Origin of the sequence: Microbacterium wangchenii, from assembly GCF_004564355.1 — a bacterium.
Taxonomy (GTDB): domain Bacteria; phylum Actinomycetota; class Actinomycetes; order Actinomycetales; family Microbacteriaceae; genus Microbacterium; species Microbacterium wangchenii.
Map to the genome: position 1 here is coordinate 1558497 of NZ_CP038266.1, position 26979 is coordinate 1585475.

The window sequence follows — 26979 nt, forward strand, 5'->3', positions numbered from 1 at the left end:
CGTGCTGATCGTCGCGGGGGTGGTGTGCGTCGCCGCCCTCGCGACGGTCTCGCTGTTCGTGGGCGTCGCCGAGCTCGACGCGTTCATCCTCTTCGCCAGCCGGGTTCCCCGCACGGTCGCGCTCATCCTGGCCGGCGCCGCCTTCGCCATCACGGGCCTGATCATGCAGCTGCTCACGCGCAACCGCTTCGTCGAGCCGGGCACCACGGGCGCGACGGATGCGGCGAGCCTCGCACTCCTCGCGGTCCTGCTCACGACACCGGGCCTGCCGCTGTGGGCCAAGGCGGTCGTGGCCTCCGTGGGTGCGCTGGCCGGGGTCGCCGGCTTCCTGGCGCTCGTGCGCCGCATCCCGTCACGCTCCAGCGTCCTCGTCCCGGTGGTCGGCCTCCTCTACGGCGCCGTCATCGGCGCGGTCACCACGTTCATCGCGTACCGCACGGACGCGCTGCAGGAGCTCCTCAGCTGGGGCGTGGGCGATTTCTCCACCGTGCTGCGCGGCCGCTACGAGATCCTCTTCCTCGCCGCCGCGGCGGCGGCGATCGCGTGGTTCGCCGCCGATCGCTTCACCCTCGCCGGCCTCGGGGAGGACACCGCGCGCGGGCTGGGGCTGCACACGCGCGGCGTGCTGGCCCTCGGCGTGGGCATCATCGCGGTGGTGACCGGCATCCTCATGGTCGTCACCGGTGCGCTGCCCTTCCTCGGCCTGATCGCCCCCAACATCGTCAGCCGCCTCATCGGAGACAACATGCGGCGCGCCGTGCCGCTGGTGGCGCTCCTGGGCGCTGCGCTCGTGCTCCTGTGCGACATCATCGGGCGCGTCGTGCGGTTCCCCTACGAGCTGCCCATCTCCGTCGTCATGGGCGTGGTCGGCGGCGTCGTGTTCCTGTGGATGTTGCTGGGCACCGCCCGCCCGGCCGACACGGCGGGCACCCGCCGCCGCACGCCCGCCCGTCGTCGACGCGAGGTCGTACGGTGAGGGCGGTTCTGCCGGGCCGGCGAGGGCTGCGGCGATGGACGAGCGGTCCGTGGCGCCTGGGGCTGCTGGTCGTCCTGGCCGTCGGGGTGACGGGCATCTACGTGCTCACCGATCTCCCCGGCGCGTGGGAGTACGCCCTGGGGCTGCGCGGCCGCACCGTCGCGGGCATGGCCCTCGCCGCCACCGCGGTGGGCGTGGCCACGGTGCTGTTCCAGACGATCACGGCCAACCGCATCCTCACCCCCGGGATCATGGGCTTCGACGCGGTGTTCCTGGCGATCCAGGTGGTGACCGCGTTCGTCCTCGGCCCCACCGTGCTGCTGGCGGCGCCCCCGCTGGCCTCCTGGCTCGTCGAACTCGTGCTCATGACCGTCGTGGTCGTGCTCCTGTACGGATGGCTCTTCCAGCGGCGCCGGCTCGACCTGCACGTCATCGTGCTCGTCGGGCTCGTGCTCGGAGTGCTGTTCCGCTCGGTCACCGCATTCCTGCAGCGCCTCCTCGATCCCGACACCTTCGCGATCGTGCAGGACCTCGTCTTCGCGAGCTTCACCGCCGTGGAGCGGGAGCTCCTCGCCCCCACCGCGGTGCTCGTGGTGTGCGCGCTGGCGTCGCTGTGGCCCATCCGCCGCGCGCTGGACGTCCTGTCGCTGGGGGAGGATCGCGCGATCTCCCTCGGGGTCGACCACCGTCGCACCGTCATGCACGTCGTGGTCGTGATCGCGGTGCTCGTGGCGGCCTCGACCGCGCTCGTGGGGCCGGTGACCTTCTTCGGCCTGCTGGTGGCGAACCTCGCCTACTCCGCCGTGGGCCATCGCCACTCCCGCAGCATCCCTGCGACGATCGCGATCGGGGTCATCGCGCTCGTCGGCGGCCAGCTGATCCTCGACCGCCTGCTGGGCTTCGGCACCGAACTGCCCGTCGTGATCGAATTCGTCGGCGGGATCTTCTTCCTCCTCCTCGTCCTCACCGGAAGGGCCCGCTGAGATGATCACCACCGCATCCGTCGTCAAGCGCCACGGCGCGCTCGTCGCCGTGGACGACGTCACCCTCGACATCGGGACGGGGCTGACGGCGATCATCGGCCCCAACGGTGCGGGCAAGTCCACGCTCCTGGCGGCGATCGGCCGGCTGATCGGCACCGACGGGGGAGTCATCACGGTCGACGGCCGCGACGTCGCGACCACCCGCTCGCGTGAGATCGCCCGCCGGCTCGCGATCCTCCGGCAGGACAACCACCTCGCCATCCGCCTGAGCGTGGAAGACCTCGTGGCCTACGGCCGATTCCCCCACGGCGGATCGGCCCGTTCGCCGCAGGATCGCGTGCACGTCGAGTCGGCGATCGAGCTGCTGGATCTGCAGGCGGTGCGCACGCGCTTCCTCGACGAGCTGTCCGGCGGACAGCGCCAGCGCGCGTTCGTCGCGATGGCCCTCGCCCAGGACACCGACCACCTGCTGCTGGACGAGCCGCTGAACAACCTCGACCCCCGGCACGGCGTGAGCCTCATGAAGCTCATGCGCCGCCTCGCCTCCGAGCGCGACATGACGATCGTCGTCGTGCTGCACGACATCAACGTCGCCGCCTGCTACGCCGACGACATCGTGGCGATGCGCGACGGTGCCGTCGTGCACCACGGACCCGTGGATGACGTGATCACCGCGGAGCGGCTCGAGGCGCTCTATGACACGCCCGCGCACGTGGTGGAGCTCGACGGCCGCCGGGTCGTGCTGTGGGAATGATGCGCGGCCGCGAGGGCTGCACCCGAGGGATGAGGATGGAACGATGACCGATGTGCACTCGGCAGCCTTCACGCTCGCGCGCCGCGGGCTCGACCTGCGGTTCCGCTCGGCGGTGCTCGCGCGGCGGGACTGGGTGACGGACGCGTACGTGCGCGTGCGCGTGGAGGGCGACGATCTGCGCGGCTTCGCCTCCCTCGGGTGCGATGACCACATGCGCCTGTTCTTCCCGGGCGGCCCCGTCGACACGGTCGAGCAGATGCGTGCCGCTCCCAGTCGCGAGTACACGCCGCTGGCCTGGGGCGAGGGATGGCTCGACGTGGAGTTCGCCATCCACGGCGCGGAGGGCGAGCGCGGCGTCGCGGCGGAGTGGGCCGCGTCCGCGCCGCTGGGAGCGCCGGTGGGCGTGGGCGGACCCCGCGGCTCGATGGTGCTGGAGGGCACGCCCGACGCGTGGTTCCTCGCCGGTGACGAGACCGCGGTGCCTGCGATGCGCCGCTTCGCCGCATCCATGCCGGCGGATGCCGTGGGCACGGTGCTGATCGAAGTGCCCGACGCCGCGCACGAGCTGACCATCGACGCGCCCGCGGGTGTCTCCGTGTCGTACGTGCACCGGGGTGACGCCGTCGGCGGCACGGCGCTGGTGGCGCGACTGGACGCGATGGATGCCGCCGACCGCCCCGGTCGCGACGTGTTCGCGTTCATCGCCGCCGAGCAGGCGGTCGTGCGACCAGGGCGTGCCCTCGCGGTCGAGCGGTGGGGCCTGGACCCGGCCCGCATCGTCGTGAAGGGGTACTGGAAGCGCGGCGACGCCGCCTTCCACGCGCCGCACTGATCGCCGGCGCCGCATCGGCCCGCGCGGCGGCGTGCCGTCGTAGCGTGGGGGCATGGCAGCGCCTGGCAGGTTCGTCCGTCCGTCCGTGGTCCCGATGTCCTTCCGCGGGTCTGCCACCGCCGGGGCGCTCGCGATCGTCCTGCTCACGGGCGGATGCGCCGCAGTCCCCGAGCGGGCAGCGCCCGCGCCGGTGACCGTGACGCCCGGCCCCGACCGCGAGGTCGTGGCGACACCGGCGGCGCACACCCGGCCCGGTGCCGAGCCGGCGGTGGTCGCGACCGGCCTGGATGCGCCGTGGTCGGTGGTGCCCCTGCCCGATGGCACGCAGCTGGTCAGTGAGCGCGACACGGCCGCGGTCGCCGAGATCCGCGCAGACGGGAGCGTGCGCGAGGTCGGGCGGATCCCCGGCGTCGTTCCCGGCGGGGAGGGCGGCCTGCACGGCCTGGCCGTCCGCGAGCAGGACGAGCAGACGTGGCTGTACGCCTACCACGGTGCCGAGACCGAGAACCGCGTCGTGCGGATGCCGCTGACCGGCGACGCCGGGAGCCGCGGGCTCGGGGCACCCGAGATGGTGCTGGACGGGATCCCGCGCGCGAGCACCCACAACGGCGGCCGCATCGCCTTCGGGCCCGACGGCTTCCTTTACGTCACCACCGGCGACGCGGGCCTGCGCGACGCCGCGCAGGATCCGGCATCCCTCGCGGGCAAGATCCTGCGTCTCACGCCGGAGGGGGAGGCCGCGCCGGGGAACCCGTTCGACAGCCGCGTGTACTCCCTCGGGCACCGCAACGTGCAGGGGATCGCGTGGACCGCCGACGGGCAGACGTGGGCGAGCGAGTTCGGGCAGAACACGTACGACGAGGTCAACCGGATCGTGGCCGGCGGCAACTACGGGTGGCCCGTGCACGAGGGGGTCGCCGGGGATGCGGCGTACGTCGACCCGATCCTCGCGTGGGAGCCGTCGGAGGCGAGCCCCAGCGGCCTCGCGGCCGCGGGGAGCACGGTGTTCGTCGCCGGGTTGCGCGGAGAGCGGGTGTGGATGCTCGACATCGCCGACGACGCGCTCGCGGGGAACCCGGTGGCGCTGTGGACGGGGGAGTACGGGCGGATGCGGGATGCCGTCGTCGCCGGCGACGACCTGTGGCTGCTGACGAACAACACCGACGGCCGCGGATCGCCCGTCGACGGCGACGATCGCCTCCTGCGCGTGCCGCTGACGCAGGCTGAGGGGTGAGGGGCCCCAGCGCAACCCCCGGCGCGCGCCGGTGCCCGACTCCTACGCTGGGCGGATGCCGATGAGGACTCTGTGGCTCGTGCGCCACGGCGAGAGCGTGGGGAACGTGGCCGCGACGCGTGCCGAGCGGGAGGGACTGGAGCGGATCCCGCTGGACATCCGCGACGCCGACGTGCCGCTCTCGCCGACCGGGGAGGAGCAGGCCGTCGCGCTCGGGCGATGGCTGGACGAGCACCGCGACGACATCGCGGCGTACTGGGTGTCGCCGTACTTCCGCGCGCGGCAGACCCTCGCCCTCGCACTCGGGGACGAACCCGTCGTCGTCGGCGTGGACGAGCGCATCCGCGACCGGGAGCTGGGGATCCTCGACCTGCTCACCACGACCGGCGTCGCGCGGCTGCATCCGGAGGAGGCGCAGCGGCGACGACACCTCGGCAAGTTCTACCACCGCCCGCCCGGCGGGGAGTCGTGGGCGGATGTCGCGCTGCGGCTGCGCTCGTTCCTGCGCGATCTGATGTCGGGTCCGGAGGAATCGGCGCTCATCGTGGCGCACGACGCGATCGTCACCCTGATCACCTGCCTGCTGCGGAATCTGCAGGAGGAGGAGCTCCTCGACTTCGCCGCCGCCCATCCGGTGCTCAACGCCTCCGTCACGCGCCTGGATCTCAGCGACGGCCTGTGGGGCGTGACGGCGTTCGCGGATGTGAGTCACCTGCAGGAGGAGGGCGCCGACGTGACGGTGCATCCGGGCACGCCCGACGACGAGGGACCCGTGGGCACGCCCGACGACCCGGCGGTGGCACCCGATGCGAGGAGCGCCGATGTCCGACCGGAATGAGGCGGATGCGGCGCGCCGGCCGGAGACCGTCACGCCCGAGCGGCTGAGGGCGTGGGGGCTCCCCGACCCCGGCGACGACAAGAAGGCCCGCGGGGACGTCGTCGTGGTCGGCGGCTCCCGGCGCACTCCCGGCGGCGTGATGCTCGCAGGGGAGGCGGCGCTGCGCGTGGGCGCGGGGCGCCTCGGCGTCTTCGCGCCCGGGTCGATCGACGCCCAGCTGGGGGCGGTGCTGCCCGAGGCGGCGGTCTACGCGCTGCCCGACGACGCCTCCGACGCCTTCGACGACTCCGCCCGGAACACTCTCGCGCGCGCGGACGCCGTCCTCGTGGGCCCGGGCTTCGACGATGCCGACGAGACCCGGGACACGCTGCTGGCCATCGCCGACGCACGTCCGCGGTGCCTCGTGCTCGACGCGTACGCCCTCGGGGTGCTCCCCGGAATCGATCGGGGGCTCCTGCCCGACGCGCTCGTGCTCACCCCCAACCGGGACGAGCTGGCCATCCTTCGCGACGGCGAGCCGGGCGCCGACCTGCGCGATGATCTCGCCCCCGTCGTGGCGGAGGTCGCACAACGCTACCGCGCTGTCGTGACGTGCTACGACGTGGTGGCCGCGTCCGACGGCGCGACATGGCGGATCCACGGCGGCGGCCCTGGCCTTGCCACCTCGGGCAGCGGTGACGTCCTCTCCGGGGCGATCGCCGGTTTCGCCGCACGCGGCACCGGCCTCGCTCAGGCCGCTGTCTGGGGGAGCTGGGTGCATGCACGGGCCGGTGACCGCCTCACCGAGCGGCTGGGCCTGGGCTTCCTCGCCCGCGAGCTGGCAGCCGAACTCCCGCTCGCCCTGCGCGAGGTCTCCTGACGCTAGCGTGGAGGGGTGAGTGCACCTGTCGACCCCACGTCCACGTCCGCCTGGAGTCGCCTGAGCGCGGCGCGCGACTCTTTCACCCCTGATCTGCGGGGCTGGTTCGCCACCGACGCGGGCCGCGTGGAGAGGATGACGCACACGCTCGGCGACCTGCACGTGGATCTGTCGAAGAACCTCGTCACCGACGACATCCTCGCCTCCCTCGTTCAGCTGGCCGAGGAGACCGGCGTCGCCGAACGGTACGCCGACATGCTCCGCGGCGCGCACATCAACACCACCGAAGACCGTGCCGTGCTGCACACGGCTCTGCGCCGCCCCGCGGGGGCGAGCCCCGAACTGGTCGTCGACGGCCAGCACATCGACGCCGATGTGCACGAGGTGCTCGACCGGCTCACCGCGTTCGCCGACCGCGTGCGGATGGGGGAGTGGCGGGGGGTCACCGGCAAGAAGGTCACGCACGTCGTCAACATCGGCATCGGCGGGTCCGACCTCGGTCCTGTCATGGTCTACGAGGCGCTCAAGCCCCTGGCCGACGCGGGCATCGAGGCGCGCTTCGTCTCCAACATCGACCCGACCGACGTCGCTCAGAAGACGGCCGGCCTGGACCCGGAGACGACGTTGTTCATCGTCGCGTCCAAGACCTTCACGACGCTGGAGACCCTCACCAACGCCCGCCTCGCCCGCGAGTGGCTGTGGGCGCAGCTGGCCGAGGCCGGCGCGATCGACGACACCGACGCATCCCGCACCGACGCCGTCGCGCACCACTTCGTCGCCGTCTCCACCGCCTTGGACAAGGTCGCCGAGTTCGGGATCGACCCCGCCAACGCGTTCGGCTTCTGGGACTGGGTCGGCGGGCGCTACTCCGTCGACAGCGCGATCGGTCTCTCCCTGGCCATCACGCTCGGGCCCGATGCGTTCGGGGAACTGCTCGCCGGCTTCCACGCCGTCGACGAGCACGTGGCATCCATGCCCCTGGAGCGCAACGTGCCGGTGCTCATGGGCCTGCTGAACATCTGGTACACGAACTTCCTCGGCGCGCAGTCGCACGCCGTGCTGCCCTACGCGCAGCAGCTGCACCGGTTCCCGGCGTACCTGCAGCAGCTCACGATGGAATCCAACGGCAAGTCGGTGCGGTGGGACGGCACCCCAGTGACCACCGACACGGGAGAGGTGTTCTGGGGAGAGCCCGGCACGAACGGCCAGCACGCGTTCTATCAGCTGATCCACCAGGGAACGCGCCTGATCCCCGCCGACTTCATCGCGTTCGCCCAGCCCGCCTATCCGCTGCAGGACGACGGCCGCGACGTGCACGGACTGTTCCTGGCGAACTTCCTCGCACAGACCAAGGCTCTCGCGTTCGGCAAGACCGCCGAGGAGGTGGAGGCCGAGGGGACCACCGGGGCACTCGTGGCCGCCCGCACCTTCCCCGGCAACCGGCCGACCACGTCGATCTTCGGCCCGGCCCTCACCCCTTCCGTGCTGGGCCAGCTCATCGCGCTGTACGAGCACATCACCTTCACGCAGGGCATCGTGTGGGGCATCAACTCCTTCGACCAGTGGGGCGTCGAGCTGGGCAAGCAGCTCGCGCTGCAGATCGCGCCCGCGATCGAAGGGGATGCCGAGGCGCTGCAGGCGCAGGATGCCTCCACCCGCTCGCTCCTGGCGTACTACCGTTCCCAGCGGCCGTGAGCGGCGATGCACCGTCCCACTCCTGATCCCCCCGGTCCGGGGCAGGAATCGGTGTGGGACTATCCGCGTCCGCCACGCGTCGACCGCACCGCCCGGCGCGTGCGCATCGAATTCGGCGGCGACACGCTCGTCGACACGGATGACGTCGTGCGGGTGCTCGAGACGAGCCATCCGCCGGTGTACTACGTGCCGATCGACGCGTTCGCCCCCGGCACGCTCGCGCCGGCGGAAGGGTCGTCGTTCTGCGAGTACAAGGGCGCGGCACGCTACTTCGACGTCACCGGCGGCGGGCAGGTGCGCCGCGGCGCGGCGTGGTACTACCCGGAGCCGTCGGCGGGCTACGAGCTCCTCCGCGGCCGCGTCGCCGTGTACGCCGCGCCCATGGACCACTGCACGGTGGACGGCGTCGAGGTGGTGCCGCAGCCCGGTGGCTTCTACGGCGGCTGGATCACCCCCGACGTCGCGGGTCCGTTCAAGGGGACGCCCGGATCGATGGGCTGGTGACGCCGGTCGGGAACTGAGGCCGTACACGCGGCGCCCAGGCAACGCGGATGAACCGTCCAGACCAGCCGCGCAGACTCGGTGTGTGCCTCACCCGAAGAGGCACGCTCGCGCCCGACCCCGACTCGGCGCGCCCGCCGCACCCGGAGCGGCCGGTCGATCGACGGGGCGCCGCGTGCCTGACCCGAACAGGCACGCGGCTGCGGCGCGCCCGCGATCCGAAGGGCCCTCTTTCCATGCGTTCCAGCTCCATGCATTCCAGCTCTCCGCACACATCCGCCCGTCGTCCCTCCCGTCGCCTCGTGGCCGGCGTCGGCGCCTGCCTGGGCACCGTGCTCGGCATCCTCGGCACGACGAATGTCGCCGCCGTCGCCGCCGAGAACGCGTCGGAAGGACCGATCGCCCCGCCCACGGCAGCAGTCCTCACGCCCGCGCTCACGGCCGACATCGACACCGTCGCCATCAGCGCCCCGGATGCGGCAGCCGCCCTCTCCGCCGCCCAGACGTCGCTGGAGTCGGCGGAAGACCTGCAGGCGGAGGTCACCGCATCCGGCCTCGAGCTGGAAGGTCAGCCGGCCATCGACACGACCGCGCTGAGCGACGCTGTCGAGCGACTCGAAGAGGCGACGTTCGTCCCCGCGCTGCTGTTCCCCGCCCTCGCCGAGGAGGCCGGCGCGCATGCGCAGGCCGTGGACGCCCGGACCGTGGAGGTCGCCCAGGCGCTGGAGGCGGCACGTGCCCGGAAGGCCGCCGAGGAGGCCGCCGCCGAGGCGCAGCGTCAGGCCGAGGCCGCGGCAGCCGCCGAAGCGCAGCGGCGGGCGGAGCTCCTGGCCGCGGTCAACACGCCCGCCGGTGCGCGCGCGTACGCGCAGCAGCTCGCGGCCGAGCGCTACGGGTGGGGCGGCGACCAGTTCTCCTGTCTCGTGTCGCTGTGGGAGAAGGAATCGAACTGGAACTACCAGGCGTACAACGCCTCCAGCGGGGCCACGGGCATCCCGCAGGCGCTGCCGGGCAGCAAGATGGCCGCCGCCGGCCCCGACTGGCAGACCAACGCCGCGACCCAGATCGCGTGGGGGCTGGACTACATCCAGCGGGCGTACGGGGCGCCGTGCAGCGCGTGGGGGCACTCCCAGGCCACGAACTGGTACTGAGCGGCGCGTCACGGTGCGGCGCGGCTGAGGCCTGAGCGCAGGAACTCCAGGGCGGTCTCGGCGGGCAGCGCCCGCCCGGCGTGACGGGCTCCGGTGCGCAGCAGATTCGCGATCCGGTCGGTCCGGAAGACGCGCCAGTCGCCACGGCCGAGGTCCCAGCCGAGGAGGTACCACGTGAGATCGATGCTCACCTGCCGGTGGGCCTCCACGCGCCGGGCACTCGGGCGGCCCCCGGCGTCGCGGTAGTCGAAGGCCACGATCTCTCCCGCGGCGATCGCCTCGGCGAGGGTGCCCAGCGTGCGGGCGGAGACCTCCGGCGCCGGCGCCCGCTCGGCCTCGATCGTGGTGCGCAGCGCCGCGGCCCGGGAGCGCAACCGTGCGGGCAGGAGCGTGTCGACCTTGCCGTAGGCGCGTCCGGCCGCATCCGCCAGTGCGCCCGGGTGTGCGGGCCCGGCGGCGGTGAGGGCGGCCAGGCCGATCACGACCGCGACGGCCTCGTCGTCTTCCAGGAGGAGCGGCGGCAGGCGCTGCCCCACGGCGAAGCGGTAGTGCCCGCCGGGGCCCGGCCGCGTCATGACGGGATACCCGTACGCGCGGAGCCGGTCCACATCCCGCCGCAGCGTGCGAGGGCTCACGCCCAGCCGCCGCGCGAGATCCTCGCCCGAGAACGAGCCCCCGCCCTGCAGGGTCGCCAGCAGGCGCAGCATCCGCTCGGTCACGTCGGCCACGGCGCCATCCTACGAATCGCGGTCAGGATGCGGCCACATCTGGTTCTAGCGTGGAGCCGTCCGCCGGCCGGCGGTGGAGGAGACACCGGAGAGGAGACCTGGACCGATGACCATCGGAGTGACGACGCCCAAGGGGCACGTGGGGCAGCACCTGCTGCGTCTGCTCGTGCAGGCCGGGGAGCGTCCGCGCGCGCTGCTGCGGGATCCGGCGACGCTGGAGGGCGACATCGCCGAGCATGTCGACACCGCGCGGATGGACGCGTGGGACGCGGACGCCGTGGCCGAAGCGACGCGCGGGCTGGAGGCGGTGTACTGGGTGAGTCCGACCGGCATGGACCGGGATCCGCTCGAGGCGCACGCGGTGGCCGCGCGGAACATCGCCGCGGCGGTCGAGGGGAACGGCATCCACCGGGTCGTGTTCCAATCCAGCGGGGGAGCCGAGAAGCGGCACGGCGTGGGCGAGATCGACGGACTGGCCGCCACCGAGGTCGCGCTGGAGGCGACGCGCGCGTCGGTGACCCACCTGCGCTGCGGCTACTTCTTCACCAACCTGCTCATGGACCTCGAATCCATCCGCGCCGGCGTGCTGACCACCGCGATGGACCTCGACCGTCCCCTGCCGTGGGTCGCGCCGGAGGACATCGCGGCGGTGGCAGCCGGCCGCCTGCTCTCGCGGAGCTGGTCGGGACGGCACGTCCTGGGCGTGCAGGGCCCGGAGGATCTCTCGTTCCGGGAGGTGGCCGGCGTCCTCGAGAGCGTCCTCGGACACCGCGTGGAGCCCCAGCAGGTGAGTGATGACGACGTGCGTGCACAACTGCGGGGCGTCGGGCTGCCCGACGCGCACGTGGAGGCCATCGTCCTGATGACGGCGGGCATCCGCGACGGGTACGTCCCCGCACAGCCGCGCTCGGTCCTCACCACGACACCGACGAGCCTGCGGGCATGGGCGGCGGCGAACCTGGCGTGACCCGGCGACCGCCGGTCACTGGCCGGCGTAGTCCCGCGACCAGCACACCTCGGGCTGGATGAGGAAGGCGACGAAGCCCGTGCGGATCTCGTACGGCGCGCCGGTGTAGCGTTCGGCGATGCGGTCGACGACCGCCATCGCCTCCTCGCCCTCGATGCGCTCGACGACGCGTCCGCGCACGAAGGCCATGTCCAGCGGCTGATCGGGGTGCGTGATCGAGAGGGCGATGCGCGGATCGCGCTGCAGGTCGACGTCCTTACGGGAGCCTTCCTGCGTGAAGAACGCGAGCCGGTCGCCCTCCACGCCGACCCACACCGGGACGGAATGGGGCGCGCCGTCGGGCAGCAGCGTCGCGACGTGAGCGACGGCGGTGCGTTCGAAGTAGGGGCGGACGTCGTTCCAGGTCTGGGCCATACGCCCCAGGCTAGGCGTGCCCGCTGCGGCCGGGGTAGGCGCCCGCGGGCCACAGCGCTAGATTGCCGCCATGAAGAGCCGCATCACGGCGGTCGTCGTCGCGTCCCTGCTCCTGACCGGTTGCGCGGCGCCGCCGAGCCCCTCTCCCTCGCCCACCGCTGCGTCGGCGGCATCCACTCCGTCCCCCACGCCGACCCCGACGGCCGCACCGGTCGTGGTGATGACGCTGGACGGGTTCGCCGACCCGACAGGCGGAACAGGCGCCTCCTTCGAGCGCTGTGAAGAGGTCGTGACCTTCGTCGGCGGACTCGTCGGTGCGGCCCCCGTCGTCACCGACATCGAGGATCCGTGGGGCAATGGCACCAGTTGGGGTACGCGCTACGAGTGGGACGGCGTTGCCGTGAGCGACTTCCCCGAGATGGGAGCCAGCGTCTGGGTTCGCTCGGCGTTCGTGGGTGGGCACCGCCTCGAGACCGCGGAGGGGATCGCGGTCGGTTCCACGCGCGCCGAGGCCGTGGCCGCCGGCGCCTGGGACATCTGGGACGAGGACGGCGACGGAACGGCCGAGCATCTGGGCATCGGTTCGCAGGAGGTCCCCGGCACGACCTCCCTGAGCAATCCGGGGGCCGTGGGCGTCGAGTTCGTGGTGCTGGTGCTGGACGGTGACGTGGTCACAGAGCTCCAGGCTCCCGCGAACGACTTCAGCGACATCTGACCGCACCTGGCAGTTCTCCGAGTGCCCTTCTGATCCGGTGGTGAGCGATATATCGTTACGTATCGCCGAGCCGACCGGGCTCGGGCTACGGAGGTCATCATGAGCGGTTCATTCCTGGGCGACGGGTTCGCGGGATTCGGCGGCCCCGGCCGCGGCGGAGAAGGCGGGTCGGGCAGCGCCGGCCCCGGAGCGGGCTGGCCGGCGACGGGCATCTGGGACGCGATGGAGCAGTTGCGAAACGCCTTCATGCCGAAGCAGCCGAGCACGCGCATGGGGCGCGGAGACGTCCGCGCCGCCGTGCTGTCGCTGCTGGCCGAACGCCCCATGCACGGGTACCAGATCATCTCGGAGATCGAGGAGCGCAGCGGCGGGACGTGGAAGCCCAGCCCCGGCTCGGTGTACCCGACGCTCCAGCTGCTGGCGGATGAGGGACTCATCGAGGCTGAGGAGTCGGGCGGACGCAAGACGTACGCGCTCACGGAGGCAGGCCGTCAGGTCGCCGCTGCCGAGGGGGCGACGCCGTGGGAGAGCTCGGGCTCGCGCGACACCGGTCGGCATTCGGCGCTGACGAAGTCGGGCATCGACCTCGCGCAGGCCGTCGCGCAGGTGGGCCGCTCGGGCAGCTCGGACCAGATCCGGGAAGCCGTGAGCGTGCTGGATGAGGCGCGCCGGAAGATCTTCTCCATCCTCGCGCGGGACTGACCGCGTGCCCGCAGCGCGTCGGCGGCGGGATGGGTCGGCGACCGACGTCTACGCGATGCGCGCGCGGTACCGCCGCATCACGCGGTTCGCCGCGCGCTACCTCGTGCAGTCGTGGTGGTTCGAGCTGTTCCTCCCGCGGCTCGGGCTGGGCGGGCTGGCGGCGCGCGGGCGGGCAACCCGGCTGCGCCGCATCGCCGAGCGCTTCCACGTGCTCGCGGTCGATCTGGGCGGTCTCATGATCAAGGTGGGGCAGTTCCTGTCGTCACGCCTGGACGTGCTGCCGCCGGAGATCACGACCGAGCTGCAGGGCCTCCAGGACGAGGTGCCGCCCGTGCCGTTCGCCGAGATCCGAGCACTGGCGGAGAGGGAGCTGGGCGTTCCGCTGGACCGCGCCTTCGCGTTCGTGGACCCGGACCCGCTGGCGGCGGCATCCCTCGGGCAGGCCCACCGGGCGCGGCTCGCAGAGCCGGACGCCGGGGACACCGGGCTCTCGGACGTGGTCCTGAAGGTGCAGCGGCCGGGGATCGACGCTGTCATCGACGTCGATCTCCGCGCGCTCCGCCGCGTCGCCGCGTGGCTCACCCGCGTGCGCGTCGTCGCCGACCGCGTGGACGTCCCCGCGCTCGTGGAGGAGTTCGCGAACACGAGCCTGGAGGAGATCGACTATCTGCACGAGGCGGCGAATGCCGAGCGCTTCGCGGCCGGGTTCGCCGGCGATCCGCGCGTGGCGGTGCCCGAGGTCGTGTGGGAGCGGACGACGCGGCGCGTGCTGACGCTGCAGGATGTCACGGCGATCAAGATCAACGACCTCGACGGTCTGCGCGCGGCGGGGATCGATCCGGCCCAGGTGGCCGCCGGGTTCGCCGCGGTGATGTTCGACCAGCTGTTCGTGCACGGGTTCTTCCACGCCGACCCGCACCCCGGCAACATCTTCGTCACCCCGCTGACCCCGCCCGATGTGCGGGGGCCGGGGTCCGCTGACGACCTCGGCAGCGCGGCGGGGCGTCCGTGGCGCCTCACGTTCATCGACTTCGGCATGATGGGCGAAGTGCCCGACGGCCTCCGTCGGGGCCTGCGTCGCGTGCTCATCGCGGCGGCCACCCGAAACGGCAAGGGGCTGGTCGACGGCATCCGCGACGTGGGTGTGCTGCTGCCCAGCGCCGACACGGCCGAACTCGAACGTGCGATGACCCAGCTGTTCGCCCGGTTCGGCGGCATGGGCTTCGCCGAGCTGCAGGAGGTCGATCCCCGTGAGTTCCGCGCGTTCGCCGTCGAGTTCGGCGACACCGTCCGCGCGCTGCCGTTCCAGCTGCCGGAGAACTTCCTCCTCATCATCCGCGCGATGTCGCTGACCTCGGGCATGTGCAGCGCGCTGGACCCCGCGTTCAACATCTGGGATGCCGTCGAGCCCTACGCCAACCGGCTCATCCAGGAGGAGCGGGGCGGGCTCGCCCAGGCCGCCATGACGGAGGCGGCCGACTACGCCGGCCTCGTCGCGCGGCTTCCCCGCCGGCTCGACGAGCTCGCGTCGCGCATCGAGGACGGGCGGCTCACGGCCCAGGTGCCGAGACTGGAGCGGCGCCTGCGCGCACTCGAACGCCTCGGCCGGCGGGTGCTGGCCGCGGTGCTGTTCGCCGCGCTCCTGATCGGCGGCGTGCTGCTGCGCCCGGATGCGGCGGTCTTCGGCTCCGTCCTCATCGTCGTCTCGGTCCTCCCGCTGCTGTACGCGGTGCTCGCCGGCTTCATCGGCCGGCGCGGGATGGACTGACCCGGCGCAGAAGGGAGGGACCACCCTCTGGCGGCCCCTCCCTCGTGCGTGCGCTCCCGTGCGTCAGGTCGCGTACTCGATCACCATGGTCTTCGCCCCGCCCCCGAACGGGTCACCCGGGTCGGGGGTGCGGAACGTGAGCTGGCCGAGCGTGGTGGATCCGGCGTAGGTCGTCACCGCGGTGTTGGGTGCGAAGGTCAGGTACCCGTCCGGGCACAGCGTGCCGCCGCCCTGGTTGAAGCCGATGTTCGAGGTGGAGCCGACATCGAAGAAGCCGAGGCAGTCACCCCGCGGCATGCTCTTGGGACGCACCACGATCGAGCCCAGCGTCGCCTGTGTGGCGGAGGTGCGCTGCCACGTCGTGGTGACGGTGATCTCGAAGGTCTCCCCATACGCGTCGACGAAGGACACGTCATTGGTGGCCGACTGGACCGGCGCGATGTCGGCGAGGTCCACCGAGGCGGTTTCGGCCGCCGTCGCCGGTGCCGCTCCGGCCGCGCCGAAGCCGAGTGCGAGGGCGGATGCTGCGGCCAGAGCCGAGATCTTCTTCTTCGCCGTGTTCTTCATGAGTCCTCCCCTTTCGTTCGGTCGCACCGTGTGGGCGGCCGTTCTGATTCGGACTGGACACCGAACGTAGGGGGCTCCCGGCGGGCTGCGCGGGCAGATGAGACTGTGCTCACGGTCGTCTCACACCCCGTGGGAGCGCTTCGAGCGCGCCACCCCGCGGCGTTCGAGGGTATGCGGTTGCCGGAATATGCCGTCGACTCTCATCGCCGCGCGGCTCTTCGTTCGACGAGACGGGTGGGCTGGAACCGCGCGCCGGAATGCGCTATCGGTGCCGTGGGGGTGGGAAGGGTGCGGCGCCTCGAGGGTCGACGCGGCTCAGTACCAGCCGACCGACTGCGAGTGCGACCACGCGCCGCACGGCGAACCGTAGCGGCCCGAGATGTATCCGAGGCCCCAGGCCACCTGGGTGCCGGCGTTGGTCGCCCAGTCGGCACCGGCGGAGGCCATCTTGCTGCCGGGAAGCGCCTGCGGGATGCCGTATGCACCGCTGGAGCGGTTCTGCGCCTGGTAGTTCCAGCCGGATTCCTTCTGCCACAGCGAGACGAGGCATCCGAACTGGTCGTCGCCCCACCCGAATCCGCCGAGCATGCCGCGCGCAGTCGCCTGCGCGCCGGCCGGGCTGTTGTCGCCGCTTCCGCCGCCGGCGGGCAGGGGGGCGGCGGGAAGCGCAGCGGACGGGGCGGCAGCCGGCTGCGCGGCGGCTGCTTCTTCGGCCGCGGCGGCAGCGGCGGCCTCCGCCTCGACACGGGCCTTCTCGGCAGCCTCGGCCTCCGCCTTGCGTGCGAGGGCACCGTCCAGGCTGCCGCGCAGCTGGTCGACGCGCGTGTCGACCGTGGCGGCGTGCAGCGTCACCTCGTCGGTGACGTGGGGCAGGAGCGGGATGGGGAGGGCCTGCGCGTCGGTGAGACGCTGAGCGGCGCTCTCCAGCGCGGCGGTGTCGACCGTCGGCGCGGGCTCGCCGATGTCCACGCCGGAGGCGGCGATGTCATTCGTGACGGTGGCAGCCTCAGCCAGCGCGGTCTCGGCCGTCGTCAGAGCCGCGCGCGCATCCAGGACCTCCTGCGGCTCGGCGGGCTGGACCGTCACCTGATACGAGGCGAGGGCGAAGGAGGGGGCCGCCTGGGCGGTGTCCTCCTGCGGGGCGGGCGCCGTGCCGGTCAGGACCGTGGCGGCGAAGACTCCGAGGGCGAGTCCGCCGGCGGCCAGGACCGGGCGGCGGCGGGCCCGGCGGGCGGCGTGGCGGAGGGTGCGGCGGGCAGAAGACGTCGACGTTGTGGAGCGCATGAGACCAGTTCCGTATGGGGGATCGCGCCGTCGGGCGGCGCCTTGCGCCCGCGTCATGCGGACACAAAACCCCCACCTTTGCACCTTCTCCCTGGACGGAGCCTGGGTGCGGGCGCTCGTGCGCCCGCACCCGGCACCGCTCCGGCGGCCCAGCCGGATGCCGATCAGCGGTAGGCGTAGACCTCGTATTCCGCGTCGTCGGGCATCACCTGGAAGAAGCGGCCCTCGAACGGTACGGGGCTGCCGTCGGCGGGAACCTCGGTGATGTAGTTCCAGTCCGCGCCGAGAATCGTGCCGTCGGCGTCGCGCGCGACGATGGTGATCTCGAAGGCCTCGGGGACGACGTCGAACGTGGTGCGGACCGTGCCGCGCACGGCGGTGGAGTTGGTGCCGGCGGTGGCCTGGATGTCTTCGAAGACGAACTCGCCGACCTCCTCGGCGGGAACGGGCGATGCCTCGTCGACGCCCGGGAGACGCACCTCCACCGTGTCGACCTCGCGCTCTCCGACGTCGAAGAAGATACCGCTCAGCGCGATCTTTCCGGGCAGGATCCTGGCGTAGTCGGTGCGCGACTCGATCACGGCGCCATCGGCATCCAGGGCGTCGAGCTCGATCGGCGCGAAATCGTAGACGTGGTCGCTGCTGGGGTTCTCCATCACCACGACGTACCACCATGCCGACGGGTCGTACTCGTCGGGCGCGAACGCGATCTCGGTGACTTCCAGCTCAACGGCGCCGCCGATCGCGCCGGACCCTTCCTCCGATTCCTCGATGAACGGGGCTGGGGAGCTCTCCGAACTCATGCCGTCCTCCGCGGCGAACATGCCGCCGAGGGAGAAGACCGTGACGATGCCCATCACGACGGCGAGGAGCCCTCCCACCACCGAGGTGGCCAGAGCGCCGATCGCGAAGCCCGTGCCGCCCTGCTTGCGGCTGATGAGCGCGATGAGGGAGAGGACGAGGCCGGCGAGGAGCAGCAGCCCGGAGAACCACACCACGAACGGAATGACGGCCATCACCAGGCCCACCGCGGCGGCCACCAGCGCGATGATGGCGATGGTCTTCGGGCGCGGGTCGGGCCGCCGTGGCGCCTGCGGCGGTTGCTGCGGGTATCCCGGTGGCACCTGGCCCCCGGCGGGATGGTGCGGGCCGCTGTTCGGCCCAGACCCGTACGGCGGCGGGCCGGGCTGCGACGACGGATGCTGCGGTGGCGCGGCGTGCTGCGGCGGGGTCGCGTACTGGGGTGGTGCGGCGTACTGCGGCGGGGTCGCGTACTGCGGCGGCGCGGCGTACTGCGGCGGCGCGGCGTACTGGGCTGCGGCGTAGGGAGGCACCCCCTGCGGCGGGGCGGGGTGCGGCGCGGAGGAGCGCGGCACCGCGGGCGAGGGCGGCGGGGTGACGGCAGGATCGGGAGCCCCCGACGGCGGGTTGGTTCCGGATCCGGGTGTCGTCGAGTCGTCGTTCATCGTTCTCCAGCACAGCGGCGCAGCGCCGCATCCATTGCGGACGGTGTTCACGGCGGTGTGATTCCGCGTTGGGCATGAGCTTAGAACCCTGCCGCTGGCGGGGCCAAAACGGCCGGGCTCGGCATGGCGGCAGCGGCATATATGGGGTCGCTGCCGGGGTGGGGTCGCGCTACTCGTCCGCGCCGTGCGGCGGGCGCACGCGCCACCCCACTCGCTCCAGGGCCGCGGACAGGAGCGCCGCATGCTCGCGCGCGAGGGCGAGGGAGGCGTCGGAGCAGATGTCGACGGCGAGCGGCGGCGGGTCGGCGAACTTCGGGATCTGCACCTCCGCCCACACATGGGGCGCCAGGCTCACCCGCGGGTGAGCGGTGCCGGCGTGCTCCACGGGGCCATCTGAGACGAAGGCGATCACCTCGAGCGCGTCGAGCTTCGTGATGGGCAGGTTGACCAGGAGGGTCACGACGAACGGACCGCCGGCCGTATCGCGCACCCCGATCACCGTCCCGGGTGGGCCGCCAGCCATGCCGTGGCCACGCGCTTGGGCGCTTTCAGCAGCCACGAGCCGGTGAGCACCTCGCCCAGATGCGCGGCGTCGATGGCATCCAGGCGGACGAGGACGGCCGACCACCCCTCGAAATGCGGGATGGTGAAGAACACCTCGGGGAAGGTCTCCAACAGTGCGGCCTTCTCGTCCAGCCCGTCGGTGCGCACGGCGACGGCGTCCCCCTCGGGCCATGACCGGCCCTCCTCGCCCAGCTGCGCCAGGTCGGCCGGGGTGGGCGTGCGCTGCCACGCGAACATCCCGTTGCGCGTACGCCACGTGGGGCCGAAACCGTATCCGCTGGGAGCCTCGACGGTTTCCGGGAAGGACAGCGCGATCGCGCGCACATCCTCGAGCGTCACTGCCATCGCACCAGTGTGACGCCGTCGCGGCCGGAGGTCGAGGCCCGATCTCGCCGCGGTTCAGTGCCCGTCGATGACCGACATGAATCCGGCGAAGGCGAAGATCCCGGGCACGGGGTAGAGGAAGACCAGAAGCGCGAACCATCCGATGGCACGGAGGATCGGAGCCAGGCCCGTCTCGGGGTCGCGGACGTCGAGGCGCCGGCCGTCCGCGCCGATGCGGGGCGCCGGGGGCGTCCAGGCGACCTCGGGGTCCGCCAGCGCGGTGCGGACGGCGGTCAATGCGCGCGGCACCTCCTGCCCGGGAACGCGCTCGTCGACGTAGTGGAAAGCCTTCGCCAGGATGCGCGGTACGACGGAGCTCAGCACCGCACCGACGGCTTCCCAGTGCTCGGGGGATCCGAAGTCCACGATCGTGGGGGTGAAGAACACGAGTGCATCGTCGACGATCTCGACGTTGTAGCCGCTCGCTTCGTCGATCAAGGCGGCCATGACGTCGGGGGTGAGGACGTAGAGCGCGTCGGCCCCGTAGGCGGTGGGCGTGTACACGCGGAACCACCGGTCGAAATCCCCCTCCAGCGAGAGACGCTGCGAACGGCCCACGTCCACGGGGAGATCGCTGCCGCGCCGGTTGTTGGCCGTGGCATCGAGGATCAGGTGCGGCAGCGGCGCAGGCAGGGCGACCGCGATGTAGTGCCACCTGACCGACTTCGCGCGCTGATGCTCGAGCGTGCCGAACTCCACGCCCGGCCCGATGAATCGCGGATACTCCCGCACGCGCCGGTTGCGGGGCGTGATGATCGAGGCGAAGGTCGCATCCCGGCTGGGGCTGGGGAGGAATCCGTTGGCCAGGGCCGTGAGGTCGCGGCGCCAGTCCTTCAGGCGTGCGCGGGGTGAGGGGGGACGGGCCGCCCACCGGCGCAGCCAGTACGTGCCGAACAGCCAGGCGGCCAGGATCGCGATGATCCCGGTGAGTCCCGCGATGTCGCCGGCGGTGGTCTCCCCGTCCTGGTAGGAGTCCACGCGGACCCCGATGATCATGAAGGCGATGCACAGGTACCACAGGATGAGGCAGTGGTTGACGTGGACGAGCACCTGCCGCTTGGTGGGAACCCAGCGCGGACGGGAGTCGCGTCGCACCGCCGCCATGGCGGCGCCCACCTCGTCCGCGGGCGCGTTCAACCAATGTGTATCCACCGGTTCAGTCAAACAGAACTTCTATGCTGGGATGATGCCGGGCGCGACGACGACAGCGCTGGCGTCGTGGCGGTTCACCGGCACCCTCCGGCACTATCAGGCCGACGTGCTCGAGCGCGTGGACACGGATGCCGGCTCGCCCCTGCACATCGTCGCCCCGCCCGGGTCGGGCAAGACGCTCCTCGGACTGCTGCTCGCCGCCCGCCGTGGTCGCCGCGCCGTCGTGCTGACCCCGACCACGACCATCCGTGCGCAATGGGCACGTGCGGCCGAGTCCCTGGCCCCGGACGCCGGTGCCGTGTCCGAGGATCCCGGATCCCCCGCCGACCTCACGGTGCTGACGTATCAGGCCCTCAGCGTGCTCGATGCGGCCAATCCGTTCGCCGTCCTCGCACACGCACGGTGGCGCGACGAGCTGGAGGGGGACGGGCGTTCGCGCGAGGCGGCGGAGCAGTGGCTCGCGGAGCTCGAGGCGCAGAACCGCCCGGCCTACCGGCGGGGGATCGCGAGCCGCTCGCGGACGCTGCGGCGACGGCTCGTGCGGGCGGATTCCGACGCGCTCGCCTCGGTGCTGCATCCCAACGCCCTCGCCCTGATCGATCGGCTGGTGGCGCACGAGGTCGACACGATCGTGCTGGACGAGTGCCATCACCTGCTCGATCACTGGGCCGTGGTCGTGGCCACCCTCGTCGCGCGGCTGCGGGCGGCGGGAGGCAGCCCCCTGCTGATCGGGCTGACGGCGACCCTGCCCTCGCCCGACGACGCCGACGAGTACGACAACTACACCTCGCTCCTGGGCGACGTGGACTACGAAGTGCCCGTGCCGGCGGTGGTGCGCGAGGGCAACCTCGCGCCCTACCGCGACCTCGTGCGCTTCGCCGAGCCCACCGCCGAAGAACTCGCCTTCCTCGCCGCGCATGCCGAGGGCCTCGCCGTGCTCCTGCGGACCACGTTCGCCCGTGACACGGGGCTGCAGTTCCTCCTCGACGTCCTGCAGCCCGAGCCCGATCCCGAGCCGCCGCGGTCGGCGCTGGAGCCGCCGCCGTTGCCGGAGGACCCCGTGGACGCGCGGCTGGCCGCGGCGTTCGCGGCGGATTTCGCCGGTGCCGAGGCGGCGTCGGCGATGCTGGGGACGGTCGCTCCGCAGCATCCGCTCGTCGCGCGGATCCCCGACGTCGCACGTCGACCGCCGAGCACCGACGAGTCGCTGCGCCTGCTGGCCCGCTTCGCGCTGGATCGGGTGCTGCCCGATCCCGCCGCGCAGGCGCAATGGCACCGCATCCGCCGCCTGCTGGCCGATTTCGGCTACGCGCTCACCGACCGGGGCGTGCGACGGACGCGTGACCCGGTGGATACGATGCTCGCCTCCTCGCTCGGGAAGGACTACGGCGCGTGCGACATCCTCCGCCTGGAGCAGGCGGCGCTGGGCGAGCGGCTGCGCGCCCTGGTCGTCACGGATTTCGCCGAGCACGGCAACACGCACGGCGGGCTCGTCGGCACCGCCGGAGCGCTCCGCACGTTCGCGACGCTGGTGGCGGATGCAGGGACCTCCCGCCTCACCCCGATCCTCGTGACCGGGGGGCGCACGCGCATCGCCACGCGCGATGCCGACCGGCTGGTGCCGGCGCTGCAGGAGCTTGTCGGCGTGCCGGTCGCCGCGGCCGCGCTGCTGGAGTCGCCGGACGCGTCCGAACTGCACGCGCCCGGCGTGGGTGCCGCGTTGCTCGTGCGCGCCGCATCCGTCCTCCTCACCCGCGGCGCCGTGCAGGTCGTGGTCGGCACGCGCGGGCTGTTCGGTGAGGGCTGGGACTGCCCGGCGGTCAATACGCTCATCGACTTGACGGCCGTGTCGAGCGCGTCGGCGACCCAGCAGCTGCGGGGGCGCACGCTGCGCCTGGACCCGGCGTGGCCCGACAAGGTCGCGCACAACTGGACCGTCACCGCGCTCCTGCCTTCGTCCTTCCCGCTGCAGGCCCAGCCGGACGCGACGCGGCTGCGCCGCAAGCACGCGCGGCTGTGGGGGCTCGACGTCGATGATCCGGCGCGCGTGGTGCGCGGGCTCTCCATCGCCCTGTCGGCCGGCCAGCGCGCGGCGGTGGATGCGGTGCTGGCGAAGGACGAGAACGCCTCGGTCCAGGCCCTGAACGCCGCGTCGCCGCTTCCGGAGCGCCGCGCCACACGCGCGCAGTGGCGCATCGGTGCGGAGTACGCCGATCGGGAGGTCGTGTCCGCCCTCGTGCCGCGACGGCCCCACACCCCGGTGTTCCGCACCAGCGCGCCGGCCTCCCGCGCCGTCGGCGCCGCGCTCGGCGGCGTGCTGGCCGCATCCGCCGTCGCCGGTGCGGGCGCGGCATCCGCCGGGGCACTGGTCTCCCCGGAGCTCGGGATCGTGGCCGGCATCACGGTGGTGGTGGCCGGGATCGGCAACGCGGTGCCGCTGGCGGCGACGTGGCGGCAGACCCGCGCGCAGGCGGCTGCGGGGTCGGAGCCGTACCGGCGCATCGCGGCGCTCGTGTGGGCGGCGCTGCGCCGCGCGGGCCGCGTCGCCGACACGGAGCCGGCGATCGTGGTGGTCGAGGCGGATCCGCAGGCCGGCCTCATCCCGCTGACGATCGAGGCGCCCTCGGCGGCGCGGGCGGATCAGCAGGTGTTCGCCGACGCGATGGCGGAGCTGCTGGGGCCGGTGCGCACGCCCCGCTTCCTGCTCGAGACCGGACGCGGGGGCCGCTCTGCCGCGGTGCGATTCGCCCTGCGTCGCGCGGCTCGGCGCGAGCCGGCGGGGCACTTCCTCGCCGTGCCCTCGCTCGTCGGACGTCGCCGGGAGGATGCCGAAGCCTTCGCCGCCGCATGGGAGCGCGAGGTCGGGCCCTGCGTGCTGCACGCCGTGGACCGCCCCGGTCAGCTCGCACTCCTGGCGCGGGCGCGACGGGGCGGGCCGGAGACCCCGGCGCCGGCCACCCGGGAGGAGTGGCGGTAGCAGCCGCTGTCCGGCACCCCCGTTGCATCCGCCCCTCGCGCCCGCCTCATCCGCCCCCCTCGTCCCGCCTCGCGCCTGCGCGTCCCGCCTGCCCCGCTGCCCGAACTCCTCAAATCTCCGGCACTGCGGGGCAGTTGCAGCCGATTCCGGCCGCGACGTCCGCGGATTTGAGGAGTTGGGGTCGGCCGGGGGCGAGGAACGGGGGACGACAGGGGCGGACCCCGGTCGCGCGTGGTCAGTGGGCCGGCGGCATGTGCCGCGTGCGGCCGCTGCCCCAACTCCTCACTTCGGCCGCCGCGACGCCCTGTTTGGCCGGTTTTGGCCGCGCGTGCCCTCGGTTTTGAGGAGTTCGGGATGGGGGCCCCGAGCAGTGCGCAGGGCGGAAAGGTGGCAGGCCCGGGCGGCAGGCCGGGCGGCAGGCCCGGGCGGCGGGGCCGAGCGGTGCGGCGCGGGTCAGCGCGGCCGGCCCCGCACGGCACGGCCGGGGTAGGCGGCGGGATCGAGCTGCCCGTCGCGGATGACGAAGCTCCCGCCCACGAGCAGGTGACGGACGCCGCTGGAGGGACGCACGGGATCCGCCGTGGAGGCGTTGTCGGTGAGCGCGTCCGGGTCGATCACGACGAGGTCGGCATCCGCGCCCGGCTCGAGCCGGCCCCTCGTGCGCATCGCCGGGGCGACCTCGTCCAGCACGCGGGCGGGCAGGTACGCGCAGCGGCGGAACGCCTCGACCCAGTCCCACAGGCCGTGCTCGCGGACCATGAGCCGGATGCTGCGGGCGAACGTGCCCGCCGTCCGCGGGTGCGTCGACGCGCCGGCCGGCAGCGGCCACTCGCGCGAGTCGGGCCGGCCGTCCGGCCACTCCAGGGGCATCGCGTCGCTGGCCACGATCGCGTCGGGGAAGGCCAGCGAGCGGCGCAGGCGCGCGCGGTCGGCCTCGTCGCGCTCGTCCAGGAACTCCACGAAGCACGTCGCGGCCGGGTCGGACTCCCGCACCTGCCGGAGGCGCCGCTCGTCGGCGATCCGTTCGCCGCTGCCGAGCATGACGATGCTCGACGGCGACAATCCCGTCTCCCGCAGCCGCTCGGGGGAGAGGAAGGCCGCGCCCACGCTCGTGCTGCCCATGCCGTACGGGTATGCCTCCACGGTGATGCGCGAGCCGGACGCGCGCGCGGCCTCCAGGTCGCCCAGCACCCGGTCGACGTGCCGGCGGGACGTGCTGTTGACGTGGCAGTGGTGCATGGCGGCACCCGTCTCTGCCGCGGCGAGCGCCACCTCCCGCGAGCCGTCGATCGGCGTGGTGGGGTCCAGCTCGATGAGATCGCGCACGTGCGTGAAGGTCGGCGCCCCCGCGGCGGCGGCGAGCCTGGCCACCGCGACGTACTCGGCGGGGTCGGATCGCGGTGCGTAGCCGAGCAGTACGCCGATGCCGAGGGCGCCGGCGGCGAGCTCGCCCTCGAGGAGGCTCAGCCACGCGGCGCGCTCGCGGGGCGACGACGTGCGCTGCCACCGGGCGTCGCCGAGCAGGGCGGAAGAGGCGTGGAAGTCGGCGGCGGGCGTGACGCCCGCCAGTACCTGGCCACGCGCATCCGACCACGACGCCGAGAATCCGTAGTTCAGCACGCGGCCCTCCGCCGCGGCGGCGGCGTACGCGGCGTCGATCGGCATGAGGCCGGCCTCGAGGTCGAGCGTCGTGGTGACGCCGTCGAAGGCCTGCAGCCGCTGCCCCGCGATGGAGTGGACGTGGCTGTGCAGATCCACGAACCCGGGCCCCACGACCATCCCCGTCACGTCCACGACCGTGCCGCCATCGACCGTGCCGCCACCGGGATCGCCCGCACCGGCCCCGCCGGTACCGGCGGTGACCCGTTCCACGCGGCCATTACGGATGACGACGTCGGCGACCGTCTCCGTCCCCGCGACCGGATCGATGACGCGGCCGCCGCGCAGGATCGTCGTATTCATCACGGTCCATCATTCTCGTCCGCAGCCGCTGCGACCTGTGCGATCGAACGAGGTTCGCGTGTCATATCCGTCGAATCGAACCAACGACCGTCCGACGGACGTCCCTATGGTGAGATCATGCGTACCCCCGATGACATCGCCGCGTTCCTTGACGCGGACTTCGCCCGCCTGGTCTCGGAGCACGGGGTGCCCGGTGCCGCGGTCGCCGTCCTGAAGGACGGCGCCATCATCGATCGGGCGGCCGGCGTGCTGAGCACCGCCACGGGAGTCGACGCCACCCCCGACTCGGTCTTCCAGATCGGTTCCATCACGAAGGTGTGGACCACGACCCTCGTGATGCAGCTCGTCGACGAGGGGCTGCTGGATCTGGATGCGCCGCTGCGGCAGTACCTGCCGGCCTTCCGCGTCGCCGACGAGGCGGCCGCCGCCACGATCACGACGCGTCATCTGCTGAGCCATGTGGGCGGCTTCGAGGGCGACATCTTCACCGACACCGGACGCGGCGAGGACGCCATCGAGAAGTACCTCGAGCATGTCGCCGTGCTGCCGCAGGTGTTCGCGCCGGGGCGGATCTTCTCCTACAACAACGCGGCCTTCACCGTGCTGGGGCGCCTCATCGAGGTGCTGCGCGGGACGCATTGGGAGGCTGCCCTCACCGAGCACCTGGCCGCGCCCCTCGGGCTCACCTCCGTCGCCCCGAGCGCCTACGAGGCGATTCTGTTCCGTGCGGCCGTCGGGCACATGGGCGAGGGCGAGGACGGCACCCCCACGCCGGCGCCGGTGTGGGCGCTGGCGAAATCCAACGAACCTGCCGGATCGATGCTGGCCATGACGGCGCGCGACCTCGTCGCCTTCGCGAAGATGCACCTGGACGGCGGACTGGCCGCAGACGGCACCCGGGTGCTGTCGGAGGAGTCGGTGCGCGCGATGCAGGAGCGGCAGATCTCCCTTCCCCGCCTGACCGGAATGGGTGAAGCATGGGGCCTGGGCTGGGAGATCTTCGTCGAGGGCGCACCCACGGTCATCGGTCACGACGGCGGCACGATCGGGCAGTCCGCCTTCCTCCGCGTGGTTCCCGAGGCGGGCCTGGTGGTGGCTCTCCTGACCAACGGCGGCGACGTCATGGGCCTGTTCGGCGATGTCGTCAAGACGATCGTGACGGACGTCGCCGGCGTGGAGCTCCCCGGCTTCCCCACCGTGCCCACGGAGGAGGTGCCCGTGGATGCGGCACCGCTCGTGGGGTTCTACTCCAATTCCACGTTCGACATGACCGTCAGCGTCGACGACGACGGGCGGATCTGGCTCGACAGCATCCCCAAGGGCATCGCCGCGGAGATGGGCGAGGAGGCCGAGCACGTGCAGCTGGTGGGCCTGGATGCCGACTCGCTCATCGCGGTCGAACCCACCATGAAGGAGATGCACGTCGTGTACGCATTCCTCGGTGAGGACGGCGACGGACGCCGCACGCACATGCACTACGGACGCGCGATCTCGCGCGCCGACTGA

Annotated in this window: 25 protein-coding genes; 16 read left to right on the top strand and 9 right to left on the bottom strand. The window is 72.7% G+C overall.

Annotated elements, in window-relative coordinates; translation table 11 throughout:
• The first annotated feature begins 1 nt into the window (after position 1).
• The 10 genes from E4K62_RS07420 to E4K62_RS07465 all read left to right on the top strand — a co-directional run bounded on the left by E4K62_RS07420 (position 2) and on the right by E4K62_RS07465 (position 9823).
• A complete protein-coding gene (locus E4K62_RS07420) occupies positions 2 to 976 on the top strand; it encodes an iron chelate uptake ABC transporter family permease subunit (protein WP_240742858.1) in 975 nt (324 codons plus the stop codon).
• Positions 973 to 1959, top strand: a complete 987-nt coding sequence (locus E4K62_RS07425; RefSeq protein WP_135065590.1) for an iron chelate uptake ABC transporter family permease subunit — start codon at positions 973 to 975, stop codon at positions 1957 to 1959. The genes E4K62_RS07420 and E4K62_RS07425 overlap by 4 nt, the downstream gene beginning before the upstream one ends.
• Position 1960: 1 nt before the next feature.
• Entirely contained in the window at positions 1961 to 2713 is a 753-nt protein-coding gene (locus tag E4K62_RS07430) for an iron ABC transporter ATP-binding protein (protein WP_135065593.1), read from the top strand.
• A 43-nt stretch (positions 2714 to 2756) separates the two neighbouring features.
• On the top strand, positions 2757 to 3545 hold the full coding sequence (locus E4K62_RS07435; RefSeq protein WP_135065596.1) for a siderophore-interacting protein: 789 nt from the start codon (positions 2757 to 2759) through the stop codon (positions 3543 to 3545).
• A gap of 52 nt (positions 3546 to 3597) precedes the next feature.
• The gene (locus E4K62_RS07440; RefSeq protein ID WP_240742859.1) at positions 3598 to 4779 is read left to right on the top strand and encodes a PQQ-dependent sugar dehydrogenase; all 1182 of its coding nucleotides are present in this window, start codon (positions 3598 to 3600) and stop codon (positions 4777 to 4779) included.
• Positions 4780 to 4834: 55 nt separating this feature from the next.
• Positions 4835 to 5617, top strand: coding sequence for a histidine phosphatase family protein (locus tag E4K62_RS07445; RefSeq protein WP_135065599.1), 783 nt, complete (start codon positions 4835 to 4837; stop codon positions 5615 to 5617).
• Entirely contained in the window at positions 5601 to 6476 is an 876-nt protein-coding gene (locus tag E4K62_RS07450) for an NAD(P)H-hydrate dehydratase (protein WP_135065601.1), read from the top strand. Before E4K62_RS07445 ends, E4K62_RS07450 begins: the two co-directional genes overlap by 17 nt.
• A gap of 15 nt (positions 6477 to 6491) precedes the next feature.
• Positions 6492 to 8171 carry a glucose-6-phosphate isomerase gene (pgi, locus tag E4K62_RS07455; protein ID WP_135065604.1) on the top strand — a complete coding sequence of 560 codons (1680 nt, stop codon included), beginning with the start codon at positions 6492 to 6494 and terminating at the stop codon, positions 8169 to 8171.
• A 6-nt stretch (positions 8172 to 8177) separates the two neighbouring features.
• Positions 8178 to 8675 (top strand): DUF427 domain-containing protein, encoded by a 498-nt coding sequence (locus E4K62_RS07460; protein ID WP_135065607.1) that lies wholly within the window; start codon positions 8178 to 8180, stop codon positions 8673 to 8675.
• Between the two features lie 299 nt (positions 8676 to 8974).
• Positions 8975 to 9823 (top strand): aggregation-promoting factor C-terminal-like domain-containing protein, encoded by an 849-nt coding sequence (locus tag E4K62_RS07465; RefSeq protein WP_240742860.1) that lies wholly within the window; start codon positions 8975 to 8977, stop codon positions 9821 to 9823.
• Positions 9824 to 9831: 8 nt separating this feature from the next.
• Here the strand turns inward: E4K62_RS07465 and E4K62_RS07470 are convergent, their stop codons facing one another.
• On the bottom strand, positions 9832 to 10551 hold the full coding sequence (locus E4K62_RS07470; RefSeq protein WP_135065613.1) for a helix-turn-helix transcriptional regulator: 720 nt from the start codon (positions 10549 to 10551) through the stop codon (positions 9832 to 9834).
• Between the two features lie 106 nt (positions 10552 to 10657).
• Here E4K62_RS07470 and E4K62_RS07475 point away from each other — a divergent pair, with 106 nt between their 5' ends.
• Positions 10658 to 11518, top strand: coding sequence for an NAD(P)H-binding protein (locus tag E4K62_RS07475; RefSeq protein WP_135065616.1), 861 nt, complete (start codon positions 10658 to 10660; stop codon positions 11516 to 11518).
• A 15-nt stretch (positions 11519 to 11533) separates the two neighbouring features.
• Here E4K62_RS07475 and E4K62_RS07480 read toward each other — a convergent pair whose 3' ends face one another.
• A complete protein-coding gene (locus E4K62_RS07480; RefSeq protein ID WP_135065619.1) occupies positions 11534 to 11932 on the bottom strand; it encodes a TIGR03618 family F420-dependent PPOX class oxidoreductase in 399 nt (132 codons plus the stop codon).
• A gap of 70 nt (positions 11933 to 12002) precedes the next feature.
• Here E4K62_RS07480 and E4K62_RS07485 point away from each other — a divergent pair, with 70 nt between their 5' ends.
• The 3 genes from E4K62_RS07485 to E4K62_RS07495 all read left to right on the top strand — a co-directional run bounded on the left by E4K62_RS07485 (position 12003) and on the right by E4K62_RS07495 (position 15117).
• Positions 12003 to 12647, top strand: a complete 645-nt coding sequence (locus tag E4K62_RS07485; protein ID WP_135065622.1) for a hypothetical protein — start codon at positions 12003 to 12005, stop codon at positions 12645 to 12647.
• Positions 12648 to 12746: 99 nt separating this feature from the next.
• Positions 12747 to 13349, top strand: a complete 603-nt coding sequence (locus E4K62_RS07490) for a PadR family transcriptional regulator (RefSeq protein ID WP_135065625.1) — start codon at positions 12747 to 12749, stop codon at positions 13347 to 13349.
• A 55-nt stretch (positions 13350 to 13404) separates the two neighbouring features.
• Positions 13405 to 15117 (top strand): ABC1 kinase family protein, encoded by a 1713-nt coding sequence (locus E4K62_RS07495; protein WP_135071094.1) that lies wholly within the window; start codon positions 13405 to 13407, stop codon positions 15115 to 15117.
• Positions 15118 to 15180: 63 nt separating this feature from the next.
• Here the strand turns inward: E4K62_RS07495 and E4K62_RS07500 are convergent, their stop codons facing one another.
• From E4K62_RS07500 to E4K62_RS07525, 6 genes are all read right to left on the bottom strand, one after another.
• A complete protein-coding gene (locus E4K62_RS07500) occupies positions 15181 to 15684 on the bottom strand; it encodes a hypothetical protein (protein ID WP_135065628.1) in 504 nt (167 codons plus the stop codon).
• A 315-nt stretch (positions 15685 to 15999) separates the two neighbouring features.
• A complete protein-coding gene (locus E4K62_RS07505; RefSeq protein ID WP_187270368.1) occupies positions 16000 to 16968 on the bottom strand; it encodes an aggregation-promoting factor C-terminal-like domain-containing protein in 969 nt (322 codons plus the stop codon).
• 164 nt (positions 16969 to 17132) lie between these two features.
• Complete coding sequence (locus E4K62_RS07510) at positions 17133 to 18434, bottom strand: hypothetical protein (RefSeq protein WP_135065631.1); 1302 nt, start codon at positions 18432 to 18434, stop codon at positions 17133 to 17135.
• A 169-nt stretch (positions 18435 to 18603) separates the two neighbouring features.
• Complete coding sequence (locus tag E4K62_RS07515; protein WP_240742861.1) at positions 18604 to 18924, bottom strand: hypothetical protein; 321 nt, start codon at positions 18922 to 18924, stop codon at positions 18604 to 18606.
• Between the two features lie 5 nt (positions 18925 to 18929).
• The gene (locus tag E4K62_RS07520) at positions 18930 to 19343 is read right to left on the bottom strand and encodes an MmcQ/YjbR family DNA-binding protein (RefSeq protein ID WP_135065637.1); all 414 of its coding nucleotides are present in this window, start codon (positions 19341 to 19343) and stop codon (positions 18930 to 18932) included.
• 54 nt (positions 19344 to 19397) lie between these two features.
• The gene (locus tag E4K62_RS07525) at positions 19398 to 20519 is read right to left on the bottom strand and encodes a hypothetical protein (RefSeq protein WP_167747754.1); all 1122 of its coding nucleotides are present in this window, start codon (positions 20517 to 20519) and stop codon (positions 19398 to 19400) included.
• 49 nt (positions 20520 to 20568) lie between these two features.
• Here E4K62_RS07525 and E4K62_RS07530 point away from each other — a divergent pair, with 49 nt between their 5' ends.
• Positions 20569 to 23511, top strand: coding sequence for a DEAD/DEAH box helicase family protein (locus tag E4K62_RS07530; RefSeq protein WP_167747755.1), 2943 nt, complete (start codon positions 20569 to 20571; stop codon positions 23509 to 23511).
• 453 nt (positions 23512 to 23964) lie between these two features.
• Here the strand turns inward: E4K62_RS07530 and E4K62_RS07535 are convergent, their stop codons facing one another.
• Positions 23965 to 25473, bottom strand: a complete 1509-nt coding sequence (locus E4K62_RS07535) for an amidohydrolase family protein (RefSeq protein WP_135071100.1) — start codon at positions 25471 to 25473, stop codon at positions 23965 to 23967.
• A 117-nt stretch (positions 25474 to 25590) separates the two neighbouring features.
• Here E4K62_RS07535 and E4K62_RS07540 point away from each other — a divergent pair, with 117 nt between their 5' ends.
• Positions 25591 to 26979 carry a serine hydrolase domain-containing protein gene (locus tag E4K62_RS07540; protein WP_135065646.1) on the top strand — a complete coding sequence of 463 codons (1389 nt, stop codon included), beginning with the start codon at positions 25591 to 25593 and terminating at the stop codon, positions 26977 to 26979.

Excerpts from the sequence above, each read along its gene's own strand:
- E4K62_RS07430 (WP_135065593.1), top strand. The coding sequence starts at position 1,961 with ATGATCACCACCGCATCCGTCGTCAAGCGCCACGGCGCGCTCGTCGCC.
- E4K62_RS07435 (WP_135065596.1), top strand. The coding sequence starts at position 2,757 with ATGACCGATGTGCACTCGGCAGCCTTCACGCTCGCGCGCCGCGGGCTC.
- E4K62_RS07440 (WP_240742859.1), top strand. The coding sequence starts at position 3,598 with ATGGCAGCGCCTGGCAGGTTCGTCCGTCCGTCCGTGGTCCCGATGTCC.
- E4K62_RS07445 (WP_135065599.1), top strand. The coding sequence starts at position 4,835 with ATGCCGATGAGGACTCTGTGGCTCGTGCGCCACGGCGAGAGCGTGGGG.
- E4K62_RS07450 (WP_135065601.1), top strand. The coding sequence starts at position 5,601 with ATGTCCGACCGGAATGAGGCGGATGCGGCGCGCCGGCCGGAGACCGTC.
- E4K62_RS07460 (WP_135065607.1), top strand. The coding sequence starts at position 8,178 with ATGCACCGTCCCACTCCTGATCCCCCCGGTCCGGGGCAGGAATCGGTG.
- E4K62_RS07475 (WP_135065616.1), top strand. The coding sequence starts at position 10,658 with ATGACCATCGGAGTGACGACGCCCAAGGGGCACGTGGGGCAGCACCTG.
- E4K62_RS07480 (WP_135065619.1), bottom strand. The coding sequence starts at position 11,932 with ATGGCCCAGACCTGGAACGACGTCCGCCCCTACTTCGAACGCACCGCC.
- E4K62_RS07485 (WP_135065622.1), top strand. The coding sequence starts at position 12,003 with ATGAAGAGCCGCATCACGGCGGTCGTCGTCGCGTCCCTGCTCCTGACC.
- E4K62_RS07490 (WP_135065625.1), top strand. The coding sequence starts at position 12,747 with ATGAGCGGTTCATTCCTGGGCGACGGGTTCGCGGGATTCGGCGGCCCC.
- E4K62_RS07495 (WP_135071094.1), top strand. The coding sequence starts at position 13,405 with ATGCGCGCGCGGTACCGCCGCATCACGCGGTTCGCCGCGCGCTACCTC.
- E4K62_RS07500 (WP_135065628.1), bottom strand. The coding sequence starts at position 15,684 with ATGAAGAACACGGCGAAGAAGAAGATCTCGGCTCTGGCCGCAGCATCC.
- E4K62_RS07505 (WP_187270368.1), bottom strand. The coding sequence starts at position 16,968 with ATGCGCTCCACAACGTCGACGTCTTCTGCCCGCCGCACCCTCCGCCAC.
- E4K62_RS07510 (WP_135065631.1), bottom strand. The coding sequence starts at position 18,434 with ATGAACGACGACTCGACGACACCCGGATCCGGAACCAACCCGCCGTCG.
- E4K62_RS07520 (WP_135065637.1), bottom strand. The coding sequence starts at position 19,343 with ATGGCAGTGACGCTCGAGGATGTGCGCGCGATCGCGCTGTCCTTCCCG.
- E4K62_RS07530 (WP_167747755.1), top strand. The coding sequence starts at position 20,569 with ATGCCGGGCGCGACGACGACAGCGCTGGCGTCGTGGCGGTTCACCGGC.
- E4K62_RS07535 (WP_135071100.1), bottom strand. The coding sequence starts at position 25,473 with ATGAATACGACGATCCTGCGCGGCGGCCGCGTCATCGATCCGGTCGCG.
- E4K62_RS07540 (WP_135065646.1), top strand. The coding sequence starts at position 25,591 with ATGCGTACCCCCGATGACATCGCCGCGTTCCTTGACGCGGACTTCGCC.